The organism is Mesorhizobium abyssinicae (genome assembly GCF_049887195.1).
Lineage (GTDB): Bacteria > Pseudomonadota > Alphaproteobacteria > Rhizobiales > Rhizobiaceae > Mesorhizobium > Mesorhizobium abyssinicae.
Genome location: NZ_JARAKC010000008.1, coordinates 1 through 21,516 on the forward strand (window position 1 = coordinate 1; position 21,516 = coordinate 21,516).

At 65.8% G+C, this 21,516-nt stretch carries 18 protein-coding genes; 9 read left to right on the forward strand and 9 right to left on the reverse strand.

Annotation, left to right across the window (positions count from 1 at the left end; all coding sequences use genetic code 11):
* Positions 1-105: 105 nt before the first annotated feature.
* The 6 genes from PU724_RS18490 to puuE all read right to left on the reverse strand — a co-directional run bounded on the left by PU724_RS18490 (position 106) and on the right by puuE (position 7,352).
* Entirely contained in the window at positions 106-1,692 is a 1,587-nt protein-coding gene (locus PU724_RS18490) for an ABC transporter substrate-binding protein (RefSeq protein WP_127285656.1), read from the reverse strand.
* Between the two features lie 149 nt (positions 1,693-1,841).
* Entirely contained in the window at positions 1,842-3,827 is a 1,986-nt protein-coding gene (locus PU724_RS18495; protein ID WP_354420384.1) for a CocE/NonD family hydrolase, read from the reverse strand.
* Between the two features lie 70 nt (positions 3,828-3,897).
* Positions 3,898-4,491, reverse strand: coding sequence for a nucleoside deaminase (locus tag PU724_RS18500; protein WP_128273508.1), 594 nt, complete (start codon positions 4,489-4,491; stop codon positions 3,898-3,900).
* 16 nt (positions 4,492-4,507) lie between these two features.
* The gene (locus PU724_RS18505) at positions 4,508-4,999 is read right to left on the reverse strand and encodes an ureidoglycolate lyase (protein WP_127285653.1); all 492 of its coding nucleotides are present in this window, start codon (positions 4,997-4,999) and stop codon (positions 4,508-4,510) included.
* On the reverse strand, positions 4,996-5,859 hold the full coding sequence (locus PU724_RS18510) for a bifunctional allantoicase/(S)-ureidoglycine aminohydrolase (protein WP_128273510.1): 864 nt from the start codon (positions 5,857-5,859) through the stop codon (positions 4,996-4,998). Before PU724_RS18510 ends, PU724_RS18505 begins: the two co-directional genes overlap by 4 nt.
* Before the next feature lie 68 nt (positions 5,860-5,927).
* A complete protein-coding gene (puuE, locus tag PU724_RS18515; RefSeq protein WP_292172163.1) occupies positions 5,928-7,352 on the reverse strand; it encodes an allantoinase PuuE in 1,425 nt (474 codons plus the stop codon).
* Between the two features lie 175 nt (positions 7,353-7,527).
* Here puuE and uraH point away from each other — a divergent pair, with 175 nt between their 5' ends.
* The 5 genes from uraH to PU724_RS18540 all read left to right on the forward strand — a co-directional run bounded on the left by uraH (position 7,528) and on the right by PU724_RS18540 (position 13,667).
* A complete protein-coding gene (gene uraH / locus PU724_RS18520; protein WP_127285650.1) occupies positions 7,528-7,902 on the forward strand; it encodes a hydroxyisourate hydrolase in 375 nt (124 codons plus the stop codon).
* A 3-nt stretch (positions 7,903-7,905) separates the two neighbouring features.
* The gene (gene xdhA, locus PU724_RS18525; protein ID WP_354420385.1) at positions 7,906-9,387 is read left to right on the forward strand and encodes a xanthine dehydrogenase small subunit; all 1,482 of its coding nucleotides are present in this window, start codon (positions 7,906-7,908) and stop codon (positions 9,385-9,387) included.
* Positions 9,387-11,729: a xanthine dehydrogenase molybdopterin binding subunit gene (gene xdhB, locus PU724_RS18530; protein WP_354420386.1), complete on the forward strand. Its 2,343-nt coding sequence runs from the start codon at positions 9,387-9,389 to the stop codon at positions 11,727-11,729. Before xdhA ends, xdhB begins: the two co-directional genes overlap by 1 nt.
* Before the next feature lie 62 nt (positions 11,730-11,791).
* Positions 11,792-12,694 (forward strand): xanthine dehydrogenase accessory protein XdhC, encoded by a 903-nt coding sequence (xdhC, locus tag PU724_RS18535; RefSeq protein WP_354420387.1) that lies wholly within the window; start codon positions 11,792-11,794, stop codon positions 12,692-12,694.
* A 136-nt stretch (positions 12,695-12,830) separates the two neighbouring features.
* Positions 12,831-13,667 (forward strand): PhzF family phenazine biosynthesis protein, encoded by an 837-nt coding sequence (locus PU724_RS18540; protein WP_354420388.1) that lies wholly within the window; start codon positions 12,831-12,833, stop codon positions 13,665-13,667.
* Positions 13,668-13,685: 18 nt separating this feature from the next.
* Here the strand turns inward: PU724_RS18540 and PU724_RS18545 are convergent, their stop codons facing one another.
* From PU724_RS18545 to PU724_RS18555, 3 genes are all read right to left on the reverse strand, one after another.
* The gene (locus tag PU724_RS18545; RefSeq protein ID WP_354420389.1) at positions 13,686-14,945 is read right to left on the reverse strand and encodes an LLM class flavin-dependent oxidoreductase; all 1,260 of its coding nucleotides are present in this window, start codon (positions 14,943-14,945) and stop codon (positions 13,686-13,688) included.
* Entirely contained in the window at positions 14,942-15,898 is a 957-nt protein-coding gene (locus tag PU724_RS18550) for an LLM class flavin-dependent oxidoreductase (RefSeq protein WP_354420390.1), read from the reverse strand. The genes PU724_RS18545 and PU724_RS18550 overlap by 4 nt, the downstream gene beginning before the upstream one ends.
* 77 nt (positions 15,899-15,975) lie before the next feature.
* The gene (locus PU724_RS18555) at positions 15,976-16,896 is read right to left on the reverse strand and encodes a LysR family transcriptional regulator (RefSeq protein WP_127285407.1); all 921 of its coding nucleotides are present in this window, start codon (positions 16,894-16,896) and stop codon (positions 15,976-15,978) included.
* Positions 16,897-17,039: 143 nt separating this feature from the next.
* Here PU724_RS18555 and PU724_RS18560 point away from each other — a divergent pair, with 143 nt between their 5' ends.
* From PU724_RS18560 to PU724_RS18575, 4 genes are all read left to right on the forward strand, one after another.
* Positions 17,040-18,257, forward strand: coding sequence for a urate hydroxylase PuuD (locus PU724_RS18560; protein WP_354420391.1), 1,218 nt, complete (start codon positions 17,040-17,042; stop codon positions 18,255-18,257).
* A gap of 2 nt (positions 18,258-18,259) precedes the next feature.
* Entirely contained in the window at positions 18,260-19,573 is a 1,314-nt protein-coding gene (gene guaD / locus PU724_RS18565; protein ID WP_354420392.1) for a guanine deaminase, read from the forward strand.
* A 65-nt stretch (positions 19,574-19,638) separates the two neighbouring features.
* Complete coding sequence (locus tag PU724_RS18570) at positions 19,639-20,142, forward strand: heme-degrading domain-containing protein (protein ID WP_127285404.1); 504 nt, start codon at positions 19,639-19,641, stop codon at positions 20,140-20,142.
* Positions 20,139-21,398: a glycerate kinase type-2 family protein gene (locus tag PU724_RS18575; RefSeq protein ID WP_354420393.1), complete on the forward strand. Its 1,260-nt coding sequence runs from the start codon at positions 20,139-20,141 to the stop codon at positions 21,396-21,398. The genes PU724_RS18570 and PU724_RS18575 overlap by 4 nt, the downstream gene beginning before the upstream one ends.
* The last annotated feature ends 118 nt before the right edge of the window (positions 21,399-21,516 follow it).

Here is a 21,516-nt window from a genome sequence, read left to right on the forward strand (position 1 = left end):
CCGGCGAAGATCAGGACCGAAACGGCCAACAAGAGGAGGATGCCCAGCGCAACGCGCTGGGCCACCAGTTTCACGATGGGTGAGGACATCTCCGCAAGGCCGAACTCAGGCTTCGAGCCAGCACTTCGCCAGAGCGTAGCCGTTCATCAGCTCCTGATGCGGATCGTCGACCCAGCCGCCGACCTTGGCGCCGGTGGCATCGATGAACTGATTGAACATCGGCAGGATCAGGCCGCCCTCGTCGCGCACCATGACGGCCATGTCATGGTACATCGCCTTGCGCTTGGCCTCGTCCAGCTCGGCGCGCGCGGCCAGCACCATCTTGTCGAAGTCCGGACGCTTGAAGCGCGTGTCGTTCCAGTCGGCCGTCGACAGATAGGCGGTCGAGTACATCTGGTCCTGGGTCGAGCGGCCGCCCCAATACGAGGCGCAGAAGGGCTGCTTGTTCCAGACCTCGTTCCAGTAGCCGTCGCCCGGCTCGCGCTTGATCTCGAGCTTGATGCCGGCCTTGGCCGCGCTCTGCTGGTAGAGCTGCGCGGCATCGACGGCGCCGGGGAAGGCGACATCGGAGGTCCTGAGCAGCACCGAGCCGTCATGGCCGGACTTCTTGTAGTGGAACTTGGCCTTGTCCGGATCGTACTTGCGCTGCTCGATCTCGGTGAACAGCGGGTAGGCCGCGTTGATCGGGAAGTCGTTGCCAAGCGAGCCGTAGCCGCGCAGCACCTTGTTCAGCATCTCCTCGCGGTCGATGGCCAGCTTCAGCGCCATCCTGAGATCGTTGTTGTCGAACGGCGCCGTGTTGCAATGCATGATGAACACGTAGTGGCCGGGGCCCGCATGGTTGCGGATGGTGACGCCCGGCACGCGCTTGATCAGGTCGACGATCTTCGGCTCGACGCGGTTGATCATGTTGACCTGGCCGCCCTGCAGGGCCGCGGTGCGCGCCGTCGCGTCGTTGATGACGACCACCTCGATCTGGTCGGCGTGGCCCATTTTGTCGCCCTGCCAGTAGTTGGCGAAGCGCTCGCCGACATGGCGCACGCCGGGCTCGTTGGTCTTGACCACATAGGGCCCCGCCGAGATGCCGGCATCGGGCTTGTCCTTGCCGCCGTTCGGCTGGACGATCAGGTGATAGTCGCTGAGCAGGTAGGGAAGGTCGGCATTGGCCTCCTTCAGCGTCAGCACCACTTCCTTGCCGCTGGCCTTGATGCTCTCGATGCCCTTCATGTAGCCGAGAGCGCCGGATTTCGACTTCTCGTCGGAGTGACGTTCGAGCGTGGCGGCGACGTCCTCGGCGGTCACGGTCTTGCCGTTGTGGAATTCGACACCGTCGCGGATCTTCAGCGTCCAGACCTTGGCATCATCGGAGGAGCCGATCTCCTCGGCGATGCGGTTCTCGAGCTTGCCGTCAGGCGACAGCTCGACGATCATTTCGCCCCAGCACTTGCCGAAGGCGAACGGCACCTGGGTCATCATCAGCGCCGGATCGAGGCTGTTGGTGGATTCACCACCGACGAGGCCGGCCTTCAGCGTGCCGCCCTTGACCGGACCGGCGGCGCGGGCCGCGCTCGAAAGCAGCGAATTGGCGAAGGGAGCGGAGATGCCGAGCGCGGCGGCGCGGCCGAGAAAGTCGCGACGGCTGAGCTTGCCGGCGGCGACACGACGGCTGAGATAGTCCAGTTCGTTAGACATTGCAGGTTCCTCACTCTGATGGTTCGACCTTGCGGCCGTTTCTTGTTTCTTGTGAGGATAATGAGCGCAACGGAAAGCTGTAAGCAAGACCGAATGCGACATGCCGTGGCGTAAATGGCGCGTCGCAATTGGACCAATCCTGCCAGCCCTCAGACGAGAGCGCGCGGAATCTTCTGCTCGAAGTCGCGTTCGAACACGAGGTTTTCGCCCTCATAGGCTTCGATTCTGGCGCTCAGCACGAAGTTTTGCGCGTCGGAATGGATCGCCGCGAAGGTTTCGGTGCGCACCGACCATCCATTTCGCGACAAAGTCTGTGTCCAGTGGGTTTTCCCCGAGGCTGACGATGGATCGTCGGGATGGATCGCCCAGACCTCCCTGACGATGCTGCCATTGGCGAGACCATGCGCGAGGTCGCGCACCGCGCCGAAATCATCGTTGATGGAAAGCGTGACGATGCCGGTCTTCTCGTCGCGGTCGACATGGCGCTCGGAACTGGCGGGGCGGATCGCCTCGGTCTGCCAGGGCGTGGCGCCCTCGGGGGCGGGGAACGAAACTTCGTTGCCTGTCGCCAGCGGGCGGACCGGCAGGTTGAGCGTGGCCTTCGACAGGTCGAGGCGGACCGGCTCCGGCGAGGGCCAGATCATCGGCCAGTAGGCGTTTGAAACGGCAATGCGCAGCCGGTGGCCGGCCGGCACGCGGTAGGCGCACTGGTCGAGCACGACACGGGCCGAGACACTCTCGCCCGGCAGCAGCGCCTCGGGGAATTCATGCGAATTGCGGTGCGTGAGGTTGAGCACGCCGTAGGAGATCAGTTCCGAGGCACCGTCGGGATGGACGTCACAGAGCCTGACAGCGATGTTGGCCTGGGGCCGGTCCGAGGCGACCCTGACCAGGAGCTCCGGCGCGCCGACAATGTCGATCGCCCGATCAAGCACCGGCCGGTCGAAACACACCGACAGGGCGTCGTCGGGGCGCTGGTCGCCCGGCAGTTCCGGCCCGAAGGTGAAGGGGAAATATTCGCCGCCGGCAAGGCCGCAGCTTTGCGGCGTGGCGACGATGGCAGGCTTGGCGCCTTCCGGAATCAGCTCGATCGCTTCTACCTTGACGTTGGACGACGGCCATTCCTGCTCGGCCACCCAGCGGCCTGGCCGCTCCGGGTGCCAGCGCGCCGGCCGCACGCTGTCCATCACATAGGCGCGGTAGTCGGGATCGGCCTCGACGCCGGTCTCGGCCCCTTTCAGCCAGCGACCCCACCAGCGCAGGGCCTCCTGGAGGAAGCCGATCGCCGGCCTGGGTCCGGCGTAATGCGGGTATTTGTGAATCCACGGGCCGACGATGCCCTTGACCGGCGCCTCGATGTTGGTGACCAGATGCGAGATGGTGTTGCGGTAGCCGTCATGCCAGCCGCCGATCGACAGCACGGCCGCCTTGACCGCCGAAAAGTCCTCGCAGATCGAGCCGCGCTTCCAGTAGGCGTCGCGATGCTGATGGCTGAGCCAGAGCGGCGCCAGGAAGGGCTGGTTCTCCAGCCGGTCGAGCCACAAATCGCGCCAGCGGTTGCCGCCGGCGATCAGCGGATCCGGCGGCCGCGACGAATAGGAGAGCATGGTCGAGGCCCAGCCGAAATTCTCGATCAGCAGGCAGCCGCCCTTGTAATGGATGTCGTCGGCATAGCGGTCGACGGTCGAGCACAGGCTGATTACCGCCTTCAGCGCCGGCGGCTGTTTGGCCGCGACCTGCAGGCAGTTGAAGCCGCCCCAGGAAATGCCCATCATGCCGACATTGCCGTTGCACCAGGGTTGCGCCGCCGCCCAGGCGATGACGTCGCAGGCATCCTGCAATTCCTGCTCGGAATATTCGTCGTCCATCAGCCCTTCGGAATCGCCATTGCCGCGCATGTCGACACGGATCGAGGCGTAGCCGTGACCGGCGAAATAGGGATGCGTCAGCTGATCGCGGAAGATTGTGCCGTCACGCTTGCGGTATGGGAGATGCTCGAGGATCGCCGGCACCGGATCGTCGGCGGCGTCCTCCGGCATCCAGATGCGCGCCGACAGCCGGCAGCCATCCGGCATGACGATGCCCATGTCGGGAAATTCGACGACCTTGCGGGGAAATTCGGTGACGGTTTTCATGGCGGGCACATGATGGGGCCCGCCCCACCGCGTCATGAGCCAGCCGACGAAATCGGCTGGTCAATCCGCGTCAGTTCAGCGGAATGTCGTTGTCGGCCTTGCTTTCCTGATAGGCGCCGGACAGTTCGTCGTAGCGCGCGGAAATCTTGCCGATACGCGCTTCCAGCCGGCTGCGCTCAGCTTCCGGCAGCGCCCGCGCCAGCCTGCGGATGGAAAAGCTCTTCCAGTAGGCGTTCTCGGCATTGTAGCCGCCTGGGTCGAGGGTGAAGACCTCCTTCAGGATCTTCAGGTCATGCGGGATGGCGAAGCTGTCGCGCGAATCCTCATGGCTGAAGAGGTAGTAGAAATTATCGAAGCCGGTCCAGGTGATGGCCGACAGGCAGAGCGAGCAGGGCTCGTGCGTGGCGAGAAAGATCGCGTCGCCGGTTTCGACGCGCTCTGCCTTCGGCATTTCGTAGAAGCGCTTCAGACAGTGCACTTCGCCGTGCCAGAGCGGATTTTCGATCTCGTTGTTGGTCTCGGCAAGCACCAGCGAGCGGTCGTCCTTCCTCAGGATCGCGGCGCCGAACAGCTTGTTGCCATGGGCGACGCCCTCGGCCGTCTTCGGCACGATGTCGTGCTCGATGACGTCGAGCAGGCGGTCGATCAGCGAAATGTCGGTCATGATGGGGTCTCGGTACTCAGGGAAGGTGAATCTCGTAGGGGTGCGAGAAATGGCACTCTTCGAGGTTGGAGCCGTCGCCGCCGCGGTCGACGATCAGGAAATCCTGCGCCTCGCCGATCGGCGTCAGCACGCCGTGCCAGAGGTTGCGGCGGTAGTTGATGCCCTGGCCGGGCGCGGTGATGAAGGCGTGCGGCTCGCCGGGGCCGTCCTTGCCGTCATGGCAGACGACGACCAGGAAAGGGCGCGGCGACAGCGGGATGAAGGCCTGGCTGCCGAAAGGATGGCGCTCGACCATGGTCAGCTTGAGCGGCATCTCATAGGGCGTGCCGCGCACCATCGAGATCAGCACCCTGGCGTTCGGCCCGGCGGCTTCGGCGGTAGCGAGGTCGTGGTAGCGCTCGGCCTTGCCGGCATTGATCGGGTAGTGATTGTCGCCGCCCATGTCGATGACGTCGCCGAACGGGGCGAAGTTTTCGCGCGTCAGCGGCCGGGCGACGATGCGGGTCACCGCGCGCGGCCTCCGAGGCCGGCGCCGCCGAGCTTGGCGTGACGGTTGACGTCCTTGTAGAGCAGGTAGCGGAATTTTCCCGGGCCGCCGGCATAGCAGGCCTGCGGGCAGAAGGCGCGCAGCCACATATAGTCGCCGGCCTCGACCTCCACCCAGTCCTGGTTGAGCCGGTAGACGGCCTTGCCTTCCAGCACGTACAGGCCATGCTCCATGACATGGGTCTCGGCGAAGGGGATGACGGCGCCGGGCTCCAGCGTGACGATGGTGACATGCATGTCGTGGCGCAGGTCGGCGGGGTCGACGAAGCGGGTCGTCGCCCAGCGGCCTTCGGTGCCGGGCATCGGGCTCGGCGCGATATCCTGCTCGTTGGCGAAGAAGGCGGGCGGCGTATCGAGCCCGTCCACCGGCTCATAGGCCTTGCGCACCCAGTGGAAGCGAACGGCGGCCTTGCTTTCGTTGCGCACCGTCCAGCCGCTCGCCGGCGGCAGGAAGGCGAAGCCGCCGGGGCGAAGCACGTGCTTCTTGCCGGCGAGCGAAACGCTGAGCTCGCCCTCGACCACGAACAGCACGCCCTCGGCGCCGGCATCCGGCTCCGGCCGCTCGCTGCCGCCGCCGGGCTCGACCTCGACGATGTATTGCGAGAAGGTCTCGGCAAAGCCCGACAGCGGCCGCGCGATGATCCAGACCCTAGTCTTGTCCCAGAAAGGCAAGGCGCTGGTGACGATGTCCTGCATCACCCCCTTGGGGATGACGGCATAGGCCTCGGTAAAGACGGCGCGACCGGTCAGCAGCTCGCTTTGGCCGGGATGGCCGCCATGCGGTGCGTAGTAGGTGCGCTCGGGCGTCTTGATCATGTCCATAGTCCTGATCCTCAGAGCAAATCCAGTGTGTGACGGTGTTTCGTCCGGAGTTGCGTAAAACCAAACATTTAGAGCGGCAGCATGTCTTTCAGCCGAAGCAGCGCGATGCGCTCGACCTGTTTGCAGGCGGTTTCGAACTCGGTGGCGCGGCTGTTGCCGATGCGCCGCTCGAACTCCGCCAGGATATGGTCCTTGCTCTTGCCCTTGACGGCGATGATGAAGGGGAAGCCGAAAGTGGTGACGTAGGCGGCGTTGAGCTTGGAGAACAGCTCGCGTTCCTTGTCGGTCAGCGCGTCGAGCCCGGCGGAGGCCTGCTCCCTGGCCGATTCCGCCGTCAGCCGCCTGGCCTTCGCCAGCTTGCCGGCAAGGTCGGGATGGGCGTTGAGCACGGACAGCCGCTCGGCCTCGGTTGCGGCGCGGAAGACGCGGCAGAGCGCGTTGTGCACGCCGCCGGCGCTGTCATGCGCCGGGCCGAGCTCCAGCTCGTAGGCGCGCTCTGCGATCCAGGGCGAATGCTCGAAGACGCCGCCGAAGGCATGGACGAAGGCCTCGAACTCCATCCGCGATGGACGCAGCGCCGGCGCCTGGTAAGGATGCGTCTCGCGCCAGTGGCTGGCGATATCGATGCGCCGCGCCAGCCAGACCCGGTCATGCGATTTCACATAATCGACGAAGCGCTTCAGCGCCGCCACGCGGCCCGGACGACCGACCAGCCGGCAATGCAGGCCGATATTCATCATGCGCGGCCGCCCGTCCCTGCCCTCGGCATAGAGCGTGTCGAAACTGTCCTTCAGATAGGCGAAGAACTGGTCGCCGGAATTGAAGCCTTGCGGCGTAGCGAAGCGCATGTCGTTGGCGTCGAGCGTATAGGGGATGACGAGCTGCGGCTTCTCCAGGCCGCCGCGATCGAACCAGTAGGGCAATTCGTCGTCATAGGTATCGGAGACGTAGTCGAAACCGCCCTCCTCGGCGACCAGCCGCAGCGTGTTGATCGAGGTGCGGCCGGTGTACCAGCCGGTCGGCCGGGCGCCGGTCACCTCGTAGTGCAGCCGGATCGCCTCTTCGAGGTCGCGCTTCTCGTCCTCGGGCAAATGATCGCGGTAGTCGATCCATTTCAGCCCGTGCGAGGCGATCTCCCAGCCGGCCTGCTGCATGGCCGCCACCTGGTCGGGCGAGCGCGCCAGCGCGGTGGCGACGCCGTAGCAGGTCACTGGCACCTGCGCCTCAGTGAACAGGCGGTGGAGCCTCCAGAAGCCGGCGCGGGCGCCATATTCGTAGATCGATTCCATGTTCCAGTGGCGCTGGCCGAGCCAGGGGGCGGCGCCGACGATCTCCGACAGGAAGGCTTCCGAGGCCTTGTCGCCGTGCAGCACGCAGTTCTCGCCGCCCTCTTCGTAATTGACGACGAACTGCACCGCCACATGCGCGCCGCCGGGCCATTTCGGATCGGGCGGATTGGCCCCATAGCCGCGCATGTCCCGTTCGTAACGCATTGTCACTCCTGCCGGATCGTTGAGGTGAAGATATCGAAAGGAGTGCTCGTGCATTCCCCCGAAAATTTTTGAAAGTGCTTTTTGTCACGCTCCGCTCGACCGGGACTTATGCATCGCCTTTAATGGGCGCACAATTGACCAGAAACGTTCGACAGTACGGGGATGGGAGACGGCAGTGGCAGAAACGTCGAAAGCCGATGGCGGGCGCCTGACGACCCATGTGCTCGACACCGCGACCGGCAGGCCGGCCAAGGGCCTGTCGATCGAGCTGTTCCGCATCGAGCGGCAGACGCGGGCGCATCTGAAAACGGTGGTCACCAACGACGACGGCCGCTGCGATGCGCCGCTGCTTGCCGGCGCAGATTTCCGCACCGGCGAATACGAACTGGTGTTCGCCGCCGGCGACTATCTGCGCCGGCAAGGGACCAGCCTGCCGGAACCGGCCTTCCTCGACATCGTGCCGATCCGCTTCGGCATGGCGGAAGCGCGCCACTACCATGTGCCGCTGCTGATCTCGCCCTATGGTTATTCGACCTATCGGGGAAGCTGAGACATGGCCAAGGTCAAGACCCGCAACGAAATCCGCTTCATCCTCAACGGCGAGGACATCGCGCTGGCCGATGTCGCGCCCGATGCGACCCTGCTCGACTGGCTGCGGCTCGACCGGACGCTGCGCGGCACCAAGGAAGGCTGCGCCGAGGGCGACTGCGGCGCCTGCACGGTGCTGGTCGGCAGGCTTTCCGCCGGCCGGCTGGTCTATGAAAGCGTCAACGCCTGCATCCGCTTCCTCGGCTCGCTCGACGCCACTCACGTCGTCACCGTCGAGCATCTGCGCGGCACCGGCGAAAACCTGCATCCGGTGCAGCGAGCGATGGTCGATTTCCACGGCTCGCAATGCGGCTTCTGCACGCCGGGCTTCGTGATGTCGCTCTACGCGCTGTGGATGCGCTCGCCCGACCCGTCGGACGCCGCGATCGAGAAGGCGCTGCAGGGCAATCTCTGCCGCTGCACCGGCTATGAGGCGATCATGCGCGCGGCGCGGGCCATTTCCAGCTACGGCAAGGCGGCCAAAGACCCGCTGGCGGCTGAGCGCAAGGCGATCACGGCAAGGCTGGCGGCGCTGAAGGACGGCGCGCGCGTCGAGATCGGCGCGGGCAAGGCGCGGCTGATCGTGCCCGCCGACGCCGACGATCTGGCCAAGCTGCTCGACAAGGAGCCGGGCGCGACGCTGGTTGCCGGTTCCACCGATGTCGGGCTTTGGGTGACCAAGCATATGCGCGACATCGCGCCGGCGGTCTTCATCGGCAATCTCGACGGGCTGTGCGCGATATCCCAGGACAAGGGCGTGATCTCGATCGGCGCCGGCGTCACCTACAGTGAAGCCTTCGCGACCCTGTCGAAGCGCATTCCGGCGCTCGGGCCGTTGTTCGACCGCATCGGCGGCGAGCAGGTGCGCAACATGGGCACGATCGGCGGCAACATCGCCAATGGCTCGCCGATCGGCGACACGCCGCCGCCGCTGATCGCGCTCGGCGCGCGGCTGACGCTGCGCCGCGGCGGCAAGCGGCGCACGATCCCGCTCGAAGACTTCTTCGTCGCCTATGGCAAGCAGGACCGGCGGCCGGGCGAGTTCGTCGAGGCCGTGCATGTGCCGGTGCCGGCCAAGGCGACAAAGTTCGCCGTCTACAAGATCACCAAGCGCCGCGACGAGGACATCACCGCTGCCCTCGGCGCCTTCCACCTCACCCTTGCCAGGAACGGCACCGTCGCCGACATCCGCATCGCCTATGGCGGCATGGCGGCGACACCGAAGCGGGCTTTCGCGGTGGAGAAGGCGCTGCTCGGCAAGCGGTGGACAGAGGAAACCGTGGAGGCCGCGATGGCCGAGTACGCCAGCGATTTCACGCCGCTCACCGATATGCGGGCAAGCGCCGAATATCGGGCGCTGGCGGCGAAGAACCTTCTGCTGCGCTTCTTTGTCGAGACCACCGGCACCAGGGCGCCGTTCCAGGTCTCACGTTACGAGGCCGCCTGATGACCAAGCACGTTCCCAACCTGAAGGCGCAGAAGATCCAGGGCGGCGTCGCCAGCGACCAGCGCCACGATTCCGCACACAAACATGTCAGCGGCACGGCGGTCTATATCGACGACATGCCGGAGCCGGCGGGCACGCTGCATGGCTGCCTCGGCCTTTCGGCGGCAACGCATGCCACCATCACCCGGATGGACCTGTCGGCGGTGCGCGCGGCGCCGGGCGTCGTCGACGTGCTGACGGCAAAGGACGTGCCCGGCGAGAACGATATCTCGCCGACCGGCCGCCATGACGAGCCGGTGCTCGCCGACGGCAAGGTCGAGTTCTACGGCCAGCCGATCTTCTGCGTCATCGCCGAGACCCGCGAACAGGCGCGCCGCGCCACCCGCCTGGCCAAGGTCGAATACAAGCAATTGCCCTTCGTCACCGACATCGGCGAGCTAAACCCAAGGAAAGACAAGCTGGTCACGCCGCCGCTGACGCTGAAGCGCGGCGACGCAGAGGCGGCGATCAAGGCGGCGCCGCGCAAGCTCAAGGGGAAGATGTGCGTCGGCGGCCAGGAGCATTTCTACCTGGAAGGCCATATCGCAATGGCCGTCCCCGGCGAGGACGAGGACGTCACCATCTATTCCTCGACCCAGCACCCGAGCGAAGTCCAGCATATGGTCAGCCACGCGCTGGGGGTGCCGAGCAACGCCATCACGGTGGAGATCCGCCGCATGGGCGGTGGTTTCGGCGGCAAGGAGACGCAAGGCAACCAGTTCGCCGCGCTGGCGGCGATCGCTGCGAAACGGCATCACCGCGCGGTGAAAATCCGGCCCGACCGCGACGACGACATGACCGCCACCGGCAAGCGCCACGACTTCCTCGTCGACTACGAAGTCGGCTTCGACGATGACGGCAACATACTCGGCGTCGACTTCATGTTCGCAGCGCGCTGCGGCTTCTCCTCCGACCTGTCGGGCCCGGTGACTGACCGCGCGCTGTTCCACTGCGACAACACCTATTTCTGGCCGGCGGTGCACGCGCAGTCGGCGCCGCTCTACACCAACACCGTGTCGAACACCGCCTTCCGCGGTTTCGGCGGGCCGCAAGGTATGGTCGGCGCCGAGCGCGTCATCGACGAGGTCGCCTTTGCCGTCGGCAAGGATCCGCTGGAGATCCGCAAGAAGAATTTCTACGGCACCAGCGACCGCAACGTCACGCCCTACCACCAGACGGTCGAGGACAACATCATTCACCGCATCATTGCCGAGCTGGAGGCGAGCTCGAGCTATGAGCGGCGCCGGCGTGAAATCAGGGCCTTCAACGCCAACAGCCGCTTCATCAAGCGCGGCCTGGCGCTGACGCCGGTGAAGTTCGGCATCTCGTTCACCGCCACGCATTACAATCAGGCCGGCGCGCTGGTGCACGTCTATACCGACGGCTCGGTGCACCTGAACCATGGCGGCACCGAGATGGGGCAAGGCCTCTATCTCAAGGTCGCGCAAGTGGTGGCGGAAGAGTTCCAGATCGACCTCGACCAGGTCAAGATCACCGCCACGACAACCGGCAAGGTGCCGAACACGTCGGCCACCGCGGCCTCCTCCGGCTCCGACCTCAACGGCATGGCGGCGCAGAACGGCGCCCGCCAGATCAAGGACCGGCTGACCAATTTCGCGGCCGAGAAATACCAGGTGCCGCGCGACCAGGTGCTGTTCCTGCCCAACCGGGTGCGCATCGGCAATCAGGAGATCGCCTTCGCCGACCTCGTCAAGCAGGCCTATATGGCGCGCATCCAGCTCTCGGCAGCCGGCTTCTACAAGACGCCGAAGATCCACTGGAACCGCGACAAGGGCGAGGGTCGCCCCTTCTACTACTTCGCCTATGGCGCATCGTGCTCGGAAGTGTCGGTCGATACGCTGACCGGCGAGTACGTGGTCGAGCGCACCGACATACTGCACGAGACCGGCCGCTCGCTGAACCGCGCCATCGACCTCGGCCAGATCGAGGGCGGCTTCATCCAGGGTATGGGCTGGCTGACCACCGAGGAACTGTGGTGGGATGAGAAGGGCCGGCTGCGCACGCACGCGCCTTCGACCTACAAGATCCCGCTGGCGTCGGACCGGCCGAAGATCTTCAACGTCACGCTGGCCGACTGGCCGGAGGCACATGAGCCGACCGTGCACCGCTCAAAGGCGGTCGGCGAGCCGCCCTTCCCGCTCGGCATGTCGGTGCTGCACGCGCTGTCGGACGCGGTGGCGAGCGTCGCCGACCACAGGATCTGCCCGCGCCTCGACGCGCCGGCGACGCCAGAGCGGGTGCTGATGGCGATCGAACGGCTGAAAGCCGCAAAACCGGCCTGAACCGGGCGAAGCGTGCAAATCGGGCCGAAAAACTCTATATTTCCGTATCGGGAATGCAGACGATGAACTCGAACGTGCAAAGCCTGAAGGATTTTCTCGGCCAAGCCGGCCGGGCCGCGCTGGTCGAGGTCGCGGCAACCAAGGGCTCGACCCCGCGCGAGACCGGCGCCTTCATGCTGGTCTCGGCCTCGGCGATTTACGGCACGATCGGCGGCGGTCAGCTCGAATATATGGCGATCGACAAGGCGCGGCAGATGCTGGGCGGGCGGACGCCATCGCGATCTGCCGCCGATGAGGCCCGGATCGAAGTGGACGAAGTCTGCGCCACGCTCGACGTTCCGCTCGGGCCTGAAATCGGCCAGTGCTGCGGCGGACGCGTCGAGGTGCTGATCCGCCCGGTCGATGGGGCACTCGAACAAGAGCTGATCGCCAAGGCCGAGGTCGAGGAGGCGCACCTACCTCACGTCTATCTCTTCGGCGGCGGCCATGTCGGCCAGGCGCTGGCGTCGGCGCTGGCGCTTCTGCCCATCCATGCCGTCGTCGTCGAGACGCGCGCCGAAGCGCTCGAAGGGATGCCGGAAACGGTCGAAACCAGACTGACGCCGATGCCCGAGGCCGTGGTGCGCGATGCGCCGGCGGGAGCGGCCTTCGCCATCCTCACCCACGACCATGCGCTCGATTTCCTGATCGTCGCCGAAGCGCTGAAGCGGGGCGACGCCGCCTATGTCGGCATGATCGGCTCGAAGACCAAGAAGGCGACATTCAAGAACTGGTTCCTCAAATCGGCCGATGGCAGCGAGGCGGAGTTCAGCCGTCTCGTCTCGCCGATCGGCGGCAATGCGGTGAAGGACAAGCGCCCGCCGGTGATCGCGGCGCTCGCCGCCGCGGAGATCATGACGGCGCTGGTCTCGCATGCCACTGAGGCGACTGCCTCAAGCACGTCCGAGAAGGCGATGGCCGACTGAGGTCAGTCGCCAGGGCGCCGGCGGCGACGCTGCTGGGATATGACCAGCGCTCACAGCTGCTCGTCGCTTTCTTCATTTCCCAAATCTTTCGGGAAAGTGTTTTCTGCGCGCCTCACAAGCACGAGGCGGACCCCTGATGGACGTATTGAGAATTGCGGCGTTTTCGGATGGCGACAACGGCGGCAACCCGGCCGGCGTGGTGATCGGCACGGTCTTGGACGATGCCATCGAAATGCAGCGCGTCGCGGCCGAAGTCGGGTTTTCGGAAACCGCCTTTGCGGCGCCGGAAGGCGATGGCTGGCGGGTCCGCTATTTCTCCCCGGAAAGCGAAGTGCCGTTCTGCGGCCATGCCACGATCGCGCTTGGTGCTGCGCTGGTGCGGCAGTTCGGCGACGGGATTTTTGCGCTGACCCTCAATCAGGCAACGATCACCGTCGAAGGGTTTCGCGACGGCGCCAACATCGTCGCGGCGCTGCAGTCGCCGCCGACGCGCAGCCGGCCGGCCCCACCAGAGCTCCTCGCGGAGACGCTGGCGCTGTTCGGCTATCAGGCAAACGATCTCGATCCGGCCATTCCGCCGGCGCTGATCCATGGCGGTGCCGACCATCTGGCGCTGGCGCTGAAGTCGCGCGAGGCGCTGGCTGCAATGGCCTATGACCTGAAGCGCGGGCAGGCGCTGATGCGGCGCGAAGGGCTGGTGACGATCCTGCTCGCCTATGCCGAAGCGCCCGCCCTCTTCCACACGCGCAATCCGTTCGCGTCGGGCGGCGTCTACGAGGATCCGGCGACAGGAGCCTCGACCGCCGCCTTCGCCGGCTATCTGCGCGACCTCGGCTGGCCGCATGGCGGCGCGATCGACATCGTGCAGGGCGAGGACATGGGCATGCGCTCGCGGCTGCATGCCGACATCCCGCCCCAGCCCGGCAGCTCGATCAGGGTGTCAGGCACGGCCCGCATGATGAACGCCGGCTAAGCATCCGATGCGGCCGCGTCAGGCCGGCCGCTTCAGGCCGAGATGTTCGCGCAGGGTGCGGCCTTCATAGTCGGTGCGGAACAGGCCGCGCCGCTGCAGTTCCGGCACGACGAGGGCACAGAAGGCGTCGAGTTCGCCGGGGAACCAGGACGGCATGACGTTGAAGCCGTCGGCGGCGCCGCCCTCGAAGCGCGCCTGCAATTCGTCGGCGATCTGCGCCGGCGTTCCGACGATCCGCCAATGCCCGCGCGCGCCGGCGAAATGGCGGGCAAGCTGGCGAATGGAGAGACCATCGCGGCGCGACTGCTCGACGACCAGCGCCTGCCGGCTCTTCATGCCTTCGCTCTCCGGCAGTTCGGGCAGCGGCCCGTCGATCGGATGGCGCCAGAGATCGGAGATGCTGAGATAGCTGGAGAGCAGCGCCACGCCGACCTCGTCGGGGATAAGCTCCTGCAATTCCTCATGCTTTTGCCGGGCCTCCGCCTCTGTGACCGCGACGACCGGCGCGACGCCGGGCATGATCTTGACGTCTTCCGGCTCTCGCCTGTAGGCGGCGAGCCGTCGCTTGACGTCGTCGTAGAAGGCCTTCGCTTCTTCGAAGGTCTGCGCCGCGCTGAACACCACGTCGGCGGTCCTGGCGGCAAGGTCCTTGCCGTCCTCCGAGGCTCCCGCCTGCACCATGACCGGCGCGCCCTGCGGCGAGCGCGGCAGGTCGAGCGCGTCCCTGACCGAAAAGCTCTGGCCGTCATGGTTGAGGCCGCCATTGCCGCCGCCGCGCCAGAGGTCGGCGACCACCTGGGCGAATTCGCGCGCCCGCTCGTAGCGGTCGGCATGCGGACGCAGGCCCGTCGAGCCGAAATTGGCGGCCTCGATGTGGCTGGCCGAGGTGACCAGGTTCCAGCCGGCGCGGCCACTGCTCAAATGGTCGAGCGAGGCGAAGGTTCGCGCCAGCCCGTAGGGCTCGTTGTAGCTGGTCGAGGCCGTGGAGACGAGGCCGATGCGCTCGGTCTGCACGGCGATCGCCGAAAGCAGGCTGATCGGCTCGAAACCGATCGAGCGCGCGGTCTGGCTGGCGATCTGGACGTTGGCCTCGCGCAGGCCGGCAGCATCCTCGCAGAAGATCATGTCGAGCTTCGCCGCTTCGGCCGTGCGGGCGAGTTGTATGTAATGGTCGATGTCGATACCGGCCGTGACATGCGCATCGGGATGGCGCCAGGCGGCGATGTGGTGGCCTGTCGCCCACAGGAAGGCGCCGAGCTTCATCTGACGCGCGCTCATGGTTTGCCTCCTGCCTCAAGTCCGAGATGCTGGCGCAACGTCGCGCCCGCACGTGCGGATTGAGCCAGGCCGCGACGCTGCAGCTCCGGCAGCACACGATCGGCAAAGGCCTCAAGCGCAGGAGGATCCGCCGGCAAAGTAAAGTTGAGCCCGTCGCAGCCGTTCGGGCCGACTTCGGCCTTCAGTTCGGGATCCCCGGCGACAGTCATCAGCACCTTCATGGCATTCGGCTCGCGGCCGGCTGCAAGCGCGCGACCTCTCAGGTCGTCACAAGCAGCCTTTGTCGCTTCCGGCGATTCTTCGGCGATCAGGACGACGTCCGCGACGCGGACGGCGAAGTCGAGGTCGGCCTCGGACAGGCCGGACATGACCAGCACCGGCGTGCCCTGCGGCGAGCGCGCCACGTTGAGCGGCCCGCGCACCGAAAAGAACTCGCCCTTGTGGTCAAGCAGATGCATCTTCTGCGGGTCGTGGAAACGGCCGCCGGCCTTGTCGAACAAAAGCGCATCGGCGTCCCAGCCCCTCCACAGGCCTTGCACGATGCCGATGAATTCTTCGGCGCGGCGGCGGAAATCATCGTCCGAAAAACCTTCCGGCCGGCTGAAATTGGCGGCCTGGCGCGGATCCTGGACCATCGTCGCGCTCCAGGCCGCGCGGCCGTGACTGATGATGTCGAGCGAAGCGAAGCGCCGCGCCAGATTGTAGGGCTGATGCGCGAGCGTCGAGGCGCTGGCGACGAGGCCTATTTTATCGGTAACGGTCGCCAGGGCTGCCAATAGCGTCGTTGCCTCGAACGGGCTGGTCGATCGAGCGCCGCTGGGGGCGGCATCGGAGACGACGACCATGTCGATCCCGGCCGCTTCCATTTTCCGCACGAAGCCGGCTATGCGGCGGAAGTCCAGGCCGGCCTGTCCGTCGGTGGCAGCGATGTCGAGCGAAACCGCGAGATGCATGACGCGAACCTAAGTCCGCCTTCGCGCAAGGCAAGCCTGTGGAGTGGGCCAGCGGGCCGTCACCTGCCGGCCAGCCTCTACTTGCCGGCAAGAATATCCTTGATCAGCCGCTGGCAGCGCTCTGCCATGAAGTCGAGCAGCAGCCGTACCTTCGGGTCCTGCAGCTTCTTGTGCGGATAGACGGCGGCGAACTGCACCGGCGTCGGCGGTGTCTTGGCGAGTATCACCTTCAGCCGCTCGTCGCGAATGAAGGGCTCGACCTCGAAGCGCGGCTTGTTGATGATGCCGCGACCCGACAGCGCCCAGCCGGTCAGCACGTCGCCGTCGTCGGTGTCATAGGGTCCATGCACCTCGAATTTCTGCGGGCCGGCCGGCGTCTGCAGCGTCCAGACATATTCGCGCGCGCCGGCATAGCGCAGCATCAGGCAGTCGTGCTTCTTGCCGATCAGTTCCTGCGGCTCGGCCGGCTCGCCGCGCGCCTCCAGATATTTCGGCGCCGCCACCAGCACGCGCTCGCATTCCATGATGCCGCGCATCCTGAGGCTGGAATCCTCGATGATGCCCAGCCGGAAGGCGACGTCGATGCCTTCCTTCATGATGTCGACATTGTGGTCTGAAAGCCTGAGCCGCACCTCGATATCAGGGTATTTGTCGTGAAAGTCCGGGATGCCGGAGGCGACCAGCCGCCGGCCGAGGCCGAGCGGCGCCGTCACCTTGATCGTGCCGCGCGGCTGGCCGGACAATGCCGAGACTGCGGCCTCGGCCTCGGTTATCGCCTCCAGCACCTGCTTGGCGCCGGTGTAGAACACCGTGCCGTGCTCGGTCGGCATCAGCTGCCTGGTCGTGCGGTTGAACAGGCGGACCCCGAGGTGCTTCTCCAACTCCTTGATGCGGTTGGAAGCGACCGCCGGTGAAATACGCATGTCGCGCCCCGCCGCCGATAGATTGCCGAGTTCGACGACACGGACGAAGACGGCGATGTTGTCGAGATAGGCCATGCGTGGCTCTCTGCGGCTGCGTAGGGCAACCCTAGTATTTTTTATTTTTTTTTGAAAGTCATCGCGCACCTCGCCTCTTTTCGTTTTGGCGCCAGACCGTAAAGTCGGGCAATCGGCAGGGACGACTTCCCAAGGGCAACACGATGCTGGATTTCGCGATTTTCTGGGACTGGCTGAGCTTCGCCGTCCGCTGGCTGCATGTCATCACCGGCATCGCCTGGATCGGCTCGTCCTTCTATTTCGTCGCGCTCGACCTCGGGCTGCGCCAGCGCCCCGGCCTGCCGGTCGGCGCCTTCGGCGAGGAATGGCAGGTGCATGGCGGCGGCTTCTATCACATCCAGAAGTATCTGGTGGCGCCGGCCGAGATGCCGGAGCACCTGACCTGGTTCAAATGGGAGTCCTACGCCACATGGCTGTCGGGCTTCGCCATGCTGTGCGTGGTCTACTATGCCGGCGCCGACCTGTTCCTGATCGATCCCAATGTGCTGCCGATGTCGGTGCCGGTCGGCATCCTTTTGTCGATGGCGACCATCGGCGTCGGCTGGGTGGTGTATGATCTGCTTTGCCGCTCGCCGCTGGGCAAGAGCGACACCGGCCTGATGCTGGTGCTCTATGGCGTGCTGGTGTTCATCGCCTGGGGACTCACCCACCTGTTCACCGGCCGCGCCGCCTTCCTGCATCTTGGCGCCATCACCGCCACGATCATGTCGGCCAACGTCTTCATGGTCATCATCCCGAACCAGAAGATCGTCGTCGCCGACCTGATCGCCGGCCGCAAGCCGGACCCGAAATACGGCAAGATCGCCAAGCAGCGCTCGCTGCACAACAACTACCTGACGCTGCCGGTGCTGTTCCTGATGCTGTCGAACCACTATCCGCTGGCGTTCGGCACCGAGTTCAACTGGGTGATCGCCTCGCTGGTGTTCATCATCGGCGTCTTGATCCGGCACTATTTCAACAGCGTCCATGCCCGCAAGGGCAATCCGACCTGGACGTGGCTCGGCGCCGCCGTGCTGTTCGTCATCATCATCTGGCTGTCGACGGCGCCGAAGGTCCTGACCGGCGAACCCAAGGCTTCCGCCGCGGCCGAGACCTATATCGCCTCGGCGCATTTCCAGGCCGTGCGCGACACGGTGCTTGGCCGCTGCTCGATGTGCCATGCCGAGGAGCCGGCCTATGAAGGCATCTACCACGCGCCGAAGGGCGTGATGCTCGACACCGACGCGCGCATAGCCGAGCATGCGCGCGAGATCTACCTGCAGGCCGGCCGCAGCCACGCCATGCCGCCCGCCAACATCACCCAGATCAGCGACAAGGAGCGGGCGCTGCTGGTCGCCTGGTTCGAAGGCGCGGGAAAGTAAGCATGACCTCGACTCTTCTGCGCGGCCGCACGCTGACCTTCCTGCGCTGGCCGGAAACGATCGACGACCATTCCGCCTGGCGCTACGAGGAGGATGGCGGCCTGCTGATCAGCGACGGCCGGATCGTCGCCTCAGGCGCCTATGCCGATATCGAGAAGCAGGCCGGCGACGGGGCAAGACGGATCGACCATCGCCCGCATCTCATCCTGCCGGGCTTCATCGACGCGCATGTGCATTTCCCGCAGATGCAGATCATCGCCTCCTACGGCGCCGAGCTGCTCGACTGGCTGAACAAATACACCTTTCCTGAGGAGACGAAATTCCGCGATGCCCAGCACGGTCGCCGCATCGCGAGGCTATTCCTCGACGAGATGGTGCGGCACGGCACCACGACGGTCGCCGCCTACTGCTCGGTGCACAAGGCCTCGGCCGAGGCCTTCTTCGCCGAATCGCACGACCGCAACATGCTCAACATCGCCGGCAAGGTGATGATGGACCGCAACGCGCCGGACGGCCTGCTCGACACGCCGCAATCGGGCTATGACGACACCAAGGCGCTGATTGCGGAATGGCACGGCAAGGGGCGCCAGCACTACGCCATCACGCCGCGCTTCGCCATCACCTCGACGCCGGAGCAGATGGAGATGGCCGGCGCGCTCTGCCGCGAGCATCCCGATCTACACATGCAGACGCACCTCTCGGAAAACCATGCCGAGATCGCCTTCACCCAGGAACTCTATCCCTGGTCGCGCGACTATACCGACGTCTACGAGCATTATGGGCTGCTCGGGAAAAAGAGCCTGTTCGGCCACTGCATCCATCTCTCCGAACGCGAGGCGGATGCGCTGTCGGGCTCCGGCTCGGTGGCGGTGTTCTGCCCGACCTCGAACCTGTTCCTCGGCTCCGGCCTGTTCGACTACCAGCGCTACCGCCGGCGCGAAAAATCGCTCCGGATCGCCGCCGCCACCGATGTCGGCGGCGGCACCAACTATTCCATGCTGCGCACCATGGACGAGGGTTACAAGGTGATCGCGCTGAACGGCGAGAAGCTCAACCCGTTCCAGTCCTTCTGGCAATTGACGCGCGGCAATGCCGAGGCGCTGTCGGTGGCCGACAAGGTCGGCACGCTGGATGCCGGCACCGACGCCGACATCGTCGTGCTCGACGCCCGCGTCACGCCGGCGATGCGGCTCAGAATGGAGACAGTCGGCGCGCTGGCCGAGGAACTGTTTCTCCTGCAGACGCTGGGCGACGACCGCACTGTCCGCGAGGTCTATGTCGCTGGCCGGCCGGCGAAGAGCGCGATCGCGATCTAGCATTCCGGCTTGACCCCACGGCAACCATCGGCCAAAGCGTGCGGCGACATCGACAGGGGAACGACATGGCCGTTGCCGACGACATCGCTCTGATCAAGAAACAGGAAGCCACGCTGGTCTTTCCTGCCTTCGACGAGGCCGTCGCCTTCGAGATCGGCTCGGCGATCCGCAAGCGGGCGCTGGCCGAGGACCTGCCGATCATCGTCGACATCAGAACCTTCGACCGGCCGCTGTTCTACGCCGCGATGCCGGGTTCGAACGCCTCCAATCCCGACTGGGCGCGGCGCAAGATCAATGTGGTGAGGCGGTTCCTTAAAAGCACCTACCGCATGGTTTTGGAGCAGCAGCGCCCCGACCGCACCTTCAAGGTCGGCGAGGGGCTGGATGTCGCCGACTACGTGCTGGCCGGCGGCGGCTTTCCGGTCACCGTCAACGGCGCCGGCGTGATCGGCGTGATTGCCGTTTCGGGCCTGCCGGAGCGCGAGGACCACGGCGTGGTGGTCGACGCGCTGTGCGCGCATCTGGGCGCCGACCGCAAGCAATTGGCCCTGGCGCCGGAAGCACAATGACAGACCCCAAATCCTTCCTGACGTCGATCTTCAACGCCGCGGTCGCCGCCGCCGATCCCGAAACGACGATCCGCGACCATCTGCCGGCAAGGCCGAAGGGCCGCACCATCGTCATCGGCGCCGGCAAGGGCTCGGCGCAGATGGCCGCCGCCTTCGAGAAGGTGTGGGACGGCCCGATCGACGGGCTGGTCGTCACCCGCTACGGCTATGGCGCGAAATGCGAGCGCATCGAGATCATCGAGGCGGCGCATCCGGTGCCGGATGCAGCCGGCCTCGAGGCCTCGCGCCGGCTGCTGGACAAGCTACGCGGGCTGACGGTGGACGATCTGGTGGTGGCGCTGATCTCCGGCGGCGGTTCGGCGCTTTTGCCCTCGCCTGCTCCCGGCCTGACACTGGCCGACGAGATCGCCGTCAACGAGGCGCTGCTCGCCTCCGGCGCGCCGATCGCGGCGATGAACACGATCCGCAAGCATGTCTCGACCATCAAGGGCGGCCGGCTCGCCGCCGCGGCGCATCCGGCCAGGGTGGTGTCGCTGGTCGTTTCCGACATTCCCGGCGACAATCCGGCGCTGGTCGCATCCGGCCCGACGGTTCCCGACGCCGGCAGCCGCGAGGATGCGCTGGCATCGATATCAGCCTACGGCATGAAGCTGCCGGCCTCGGTCATGGCGCACATCAATTCGCCGGCTGCGGACGCGCCGCGCCCGGACGATCCGGTCTTCGCCGGCAATGAAGTGCATCTGATCGCGTCGGCCGGCGTGTCGCTGGAAGCCGCCGCCGCCGAGGCAAAGCGGCAGGGGATAGAAGCCGTCATCCTCTCCGATTCCATCGAGGGCGAGGCACGCGAGGTGGGCGGCGTTCATGCCGCCATAGCGCGCGAGGTGGCGACGCGCGAACGTCCGTTTGCCAAGCCGGTGCTGATCCTGTCGGGCGGCGAGACGACGGTGACGCTACGGGCAAAGGGCAAGGGCGGCCGCAATTCGGAATTCCTGCTCGCCTTTGCGATCGCCATTGGCGGCCTGGACGGCATTCACGCGTTGGCGGCCGACACCGACGGCATCGACGGCTCGGAAGACAATGCCGGCGCCTTCGCCGACGGCTCGACGGTGTCGCGCATGCGCGCCGCCGGCATCGACGCCAAGGCGATGCTCGCCGGCAACAATGCCTGGACGGCCTTCAATGCGGTCGGGGATCTGTTTGTGCCGGGGCCGACGGGCACGAATGTCAATGATTTGAGAGCGATTCTCGTCCGTTAACGTTGCCGCATTGCCCTTGCGCAAGCGTCGGCGCTGCCCCTCATCCGCCTGCCGGCACCTTCTCCCCGTATAGTGACGGGGAGAAGGCAACTGGCTGCGAACGTCTGCGCTAATTCTG

Coding starts and splice junctions, on each gene's coding strand:
- PU724_RS18490 (WP_127285656.1), bottom strand. CDS start 1,692: ATGTCTAACGAACTGGACTATCTCAGCCGTCGTGTCGCCGCCGGCAAG.
- PU724_RS18495 (WP_354420384.1), bottom strand. CDS start 3,827: ATGAAAACCGTCACCGAATTTCCCCGCAAGGTCGTCGAATTTCCCGAC.
- PU724_RS18500 (WP_128273508.1), bottom strand. CDS start 4,491: ATGACCGACATTTCGCTGATCGACCGCCTGCTCGACGTCATCGAGCAC.
- PU724_RS18510 (WP_128273510.1), bottom strand. CDS start 5,859: ATGGACATGATCAAGACGCCCGAGCGCACCTACTACGCACCGCATGGC.
- puuE (WP_292172163.1), bottom strand. CDS start 7,352: ATGCGTTACGAACGGGACATGCGCGGCTATGGGGCCAATCCGCCCGAT.
- xdhA (WP_354420385.1), top strand. CDS start 7,906: ATGGCCAAGGTCAAGACCCGCAACGAAATCCGCTTCATCCTCAACGGC.
- xdhB (WP_354420386.1), top strand. CDS start 9,387: ATGACCAAGCACGTTCCCAACCTGAAGGCGCAGAAGATCCAGGGCGGC.
- xdhC (WP_354420387.1), top strand. CDS start 11,792: ATGAACTCGAACGTGCAAAGCCTGAAGGATTTTCTCGGCCAAGCCGGC.
- PU724_RS18540 (WP_354420388.1), top strand. CDS start 12,831: ATGGACGTATTGAGAATTGCGGCGTTTTCGGATGGCGACAACGGCGGC.
- PU724_RS18545 (WP_354420389.1), bottom strand. CDS start 14,945: ATGAGCGCGCGTCAGATGAAGCTCGGCGCCTTCCTGTGGGCGACAGGC.
- PU724_RS18550 (WP_354420390.1), bottom strand. CDS start 15,898: ATGCATCTCGCGGTTTCGCTCGACATCGCTGCCACCGACGGACAGGCC.
- PU724_RS18555 (WP_127285407.1), bottom strand. CDS start 16,896: ATGGCCTATCTCGACAACATCGCCGTCTTCGTCCGTGTCGTCGAACTC.
- PU724_RS18560 (WP_354420391.1), top strand. CDS start 17,040: ATGCTGGATTTCGCGATTTTCTGGGACTGGCTGAGCTTCGCCGTCCGC.
- guaD (WP_354420392.1), top strand. CDS start 18,260: ATGACCTCGACTCTTCTGCGCGGCCGCACGCTGACCTTCCTGCGCTGG.
- PU724_RS18570 (WP_127285404.1), top strand. CDS start 19,639: ATGGCCGTTGCCGACGACATCGCTCTGATCAAGAAACAGGAAGCCACG.
- PU724_RS18575 (WP_354420393.1), top strand. CDS start 20,139: ATGACAGACCCCAAATCCTTCCTGACGTCGATCTTCAACGCCGCGGTC.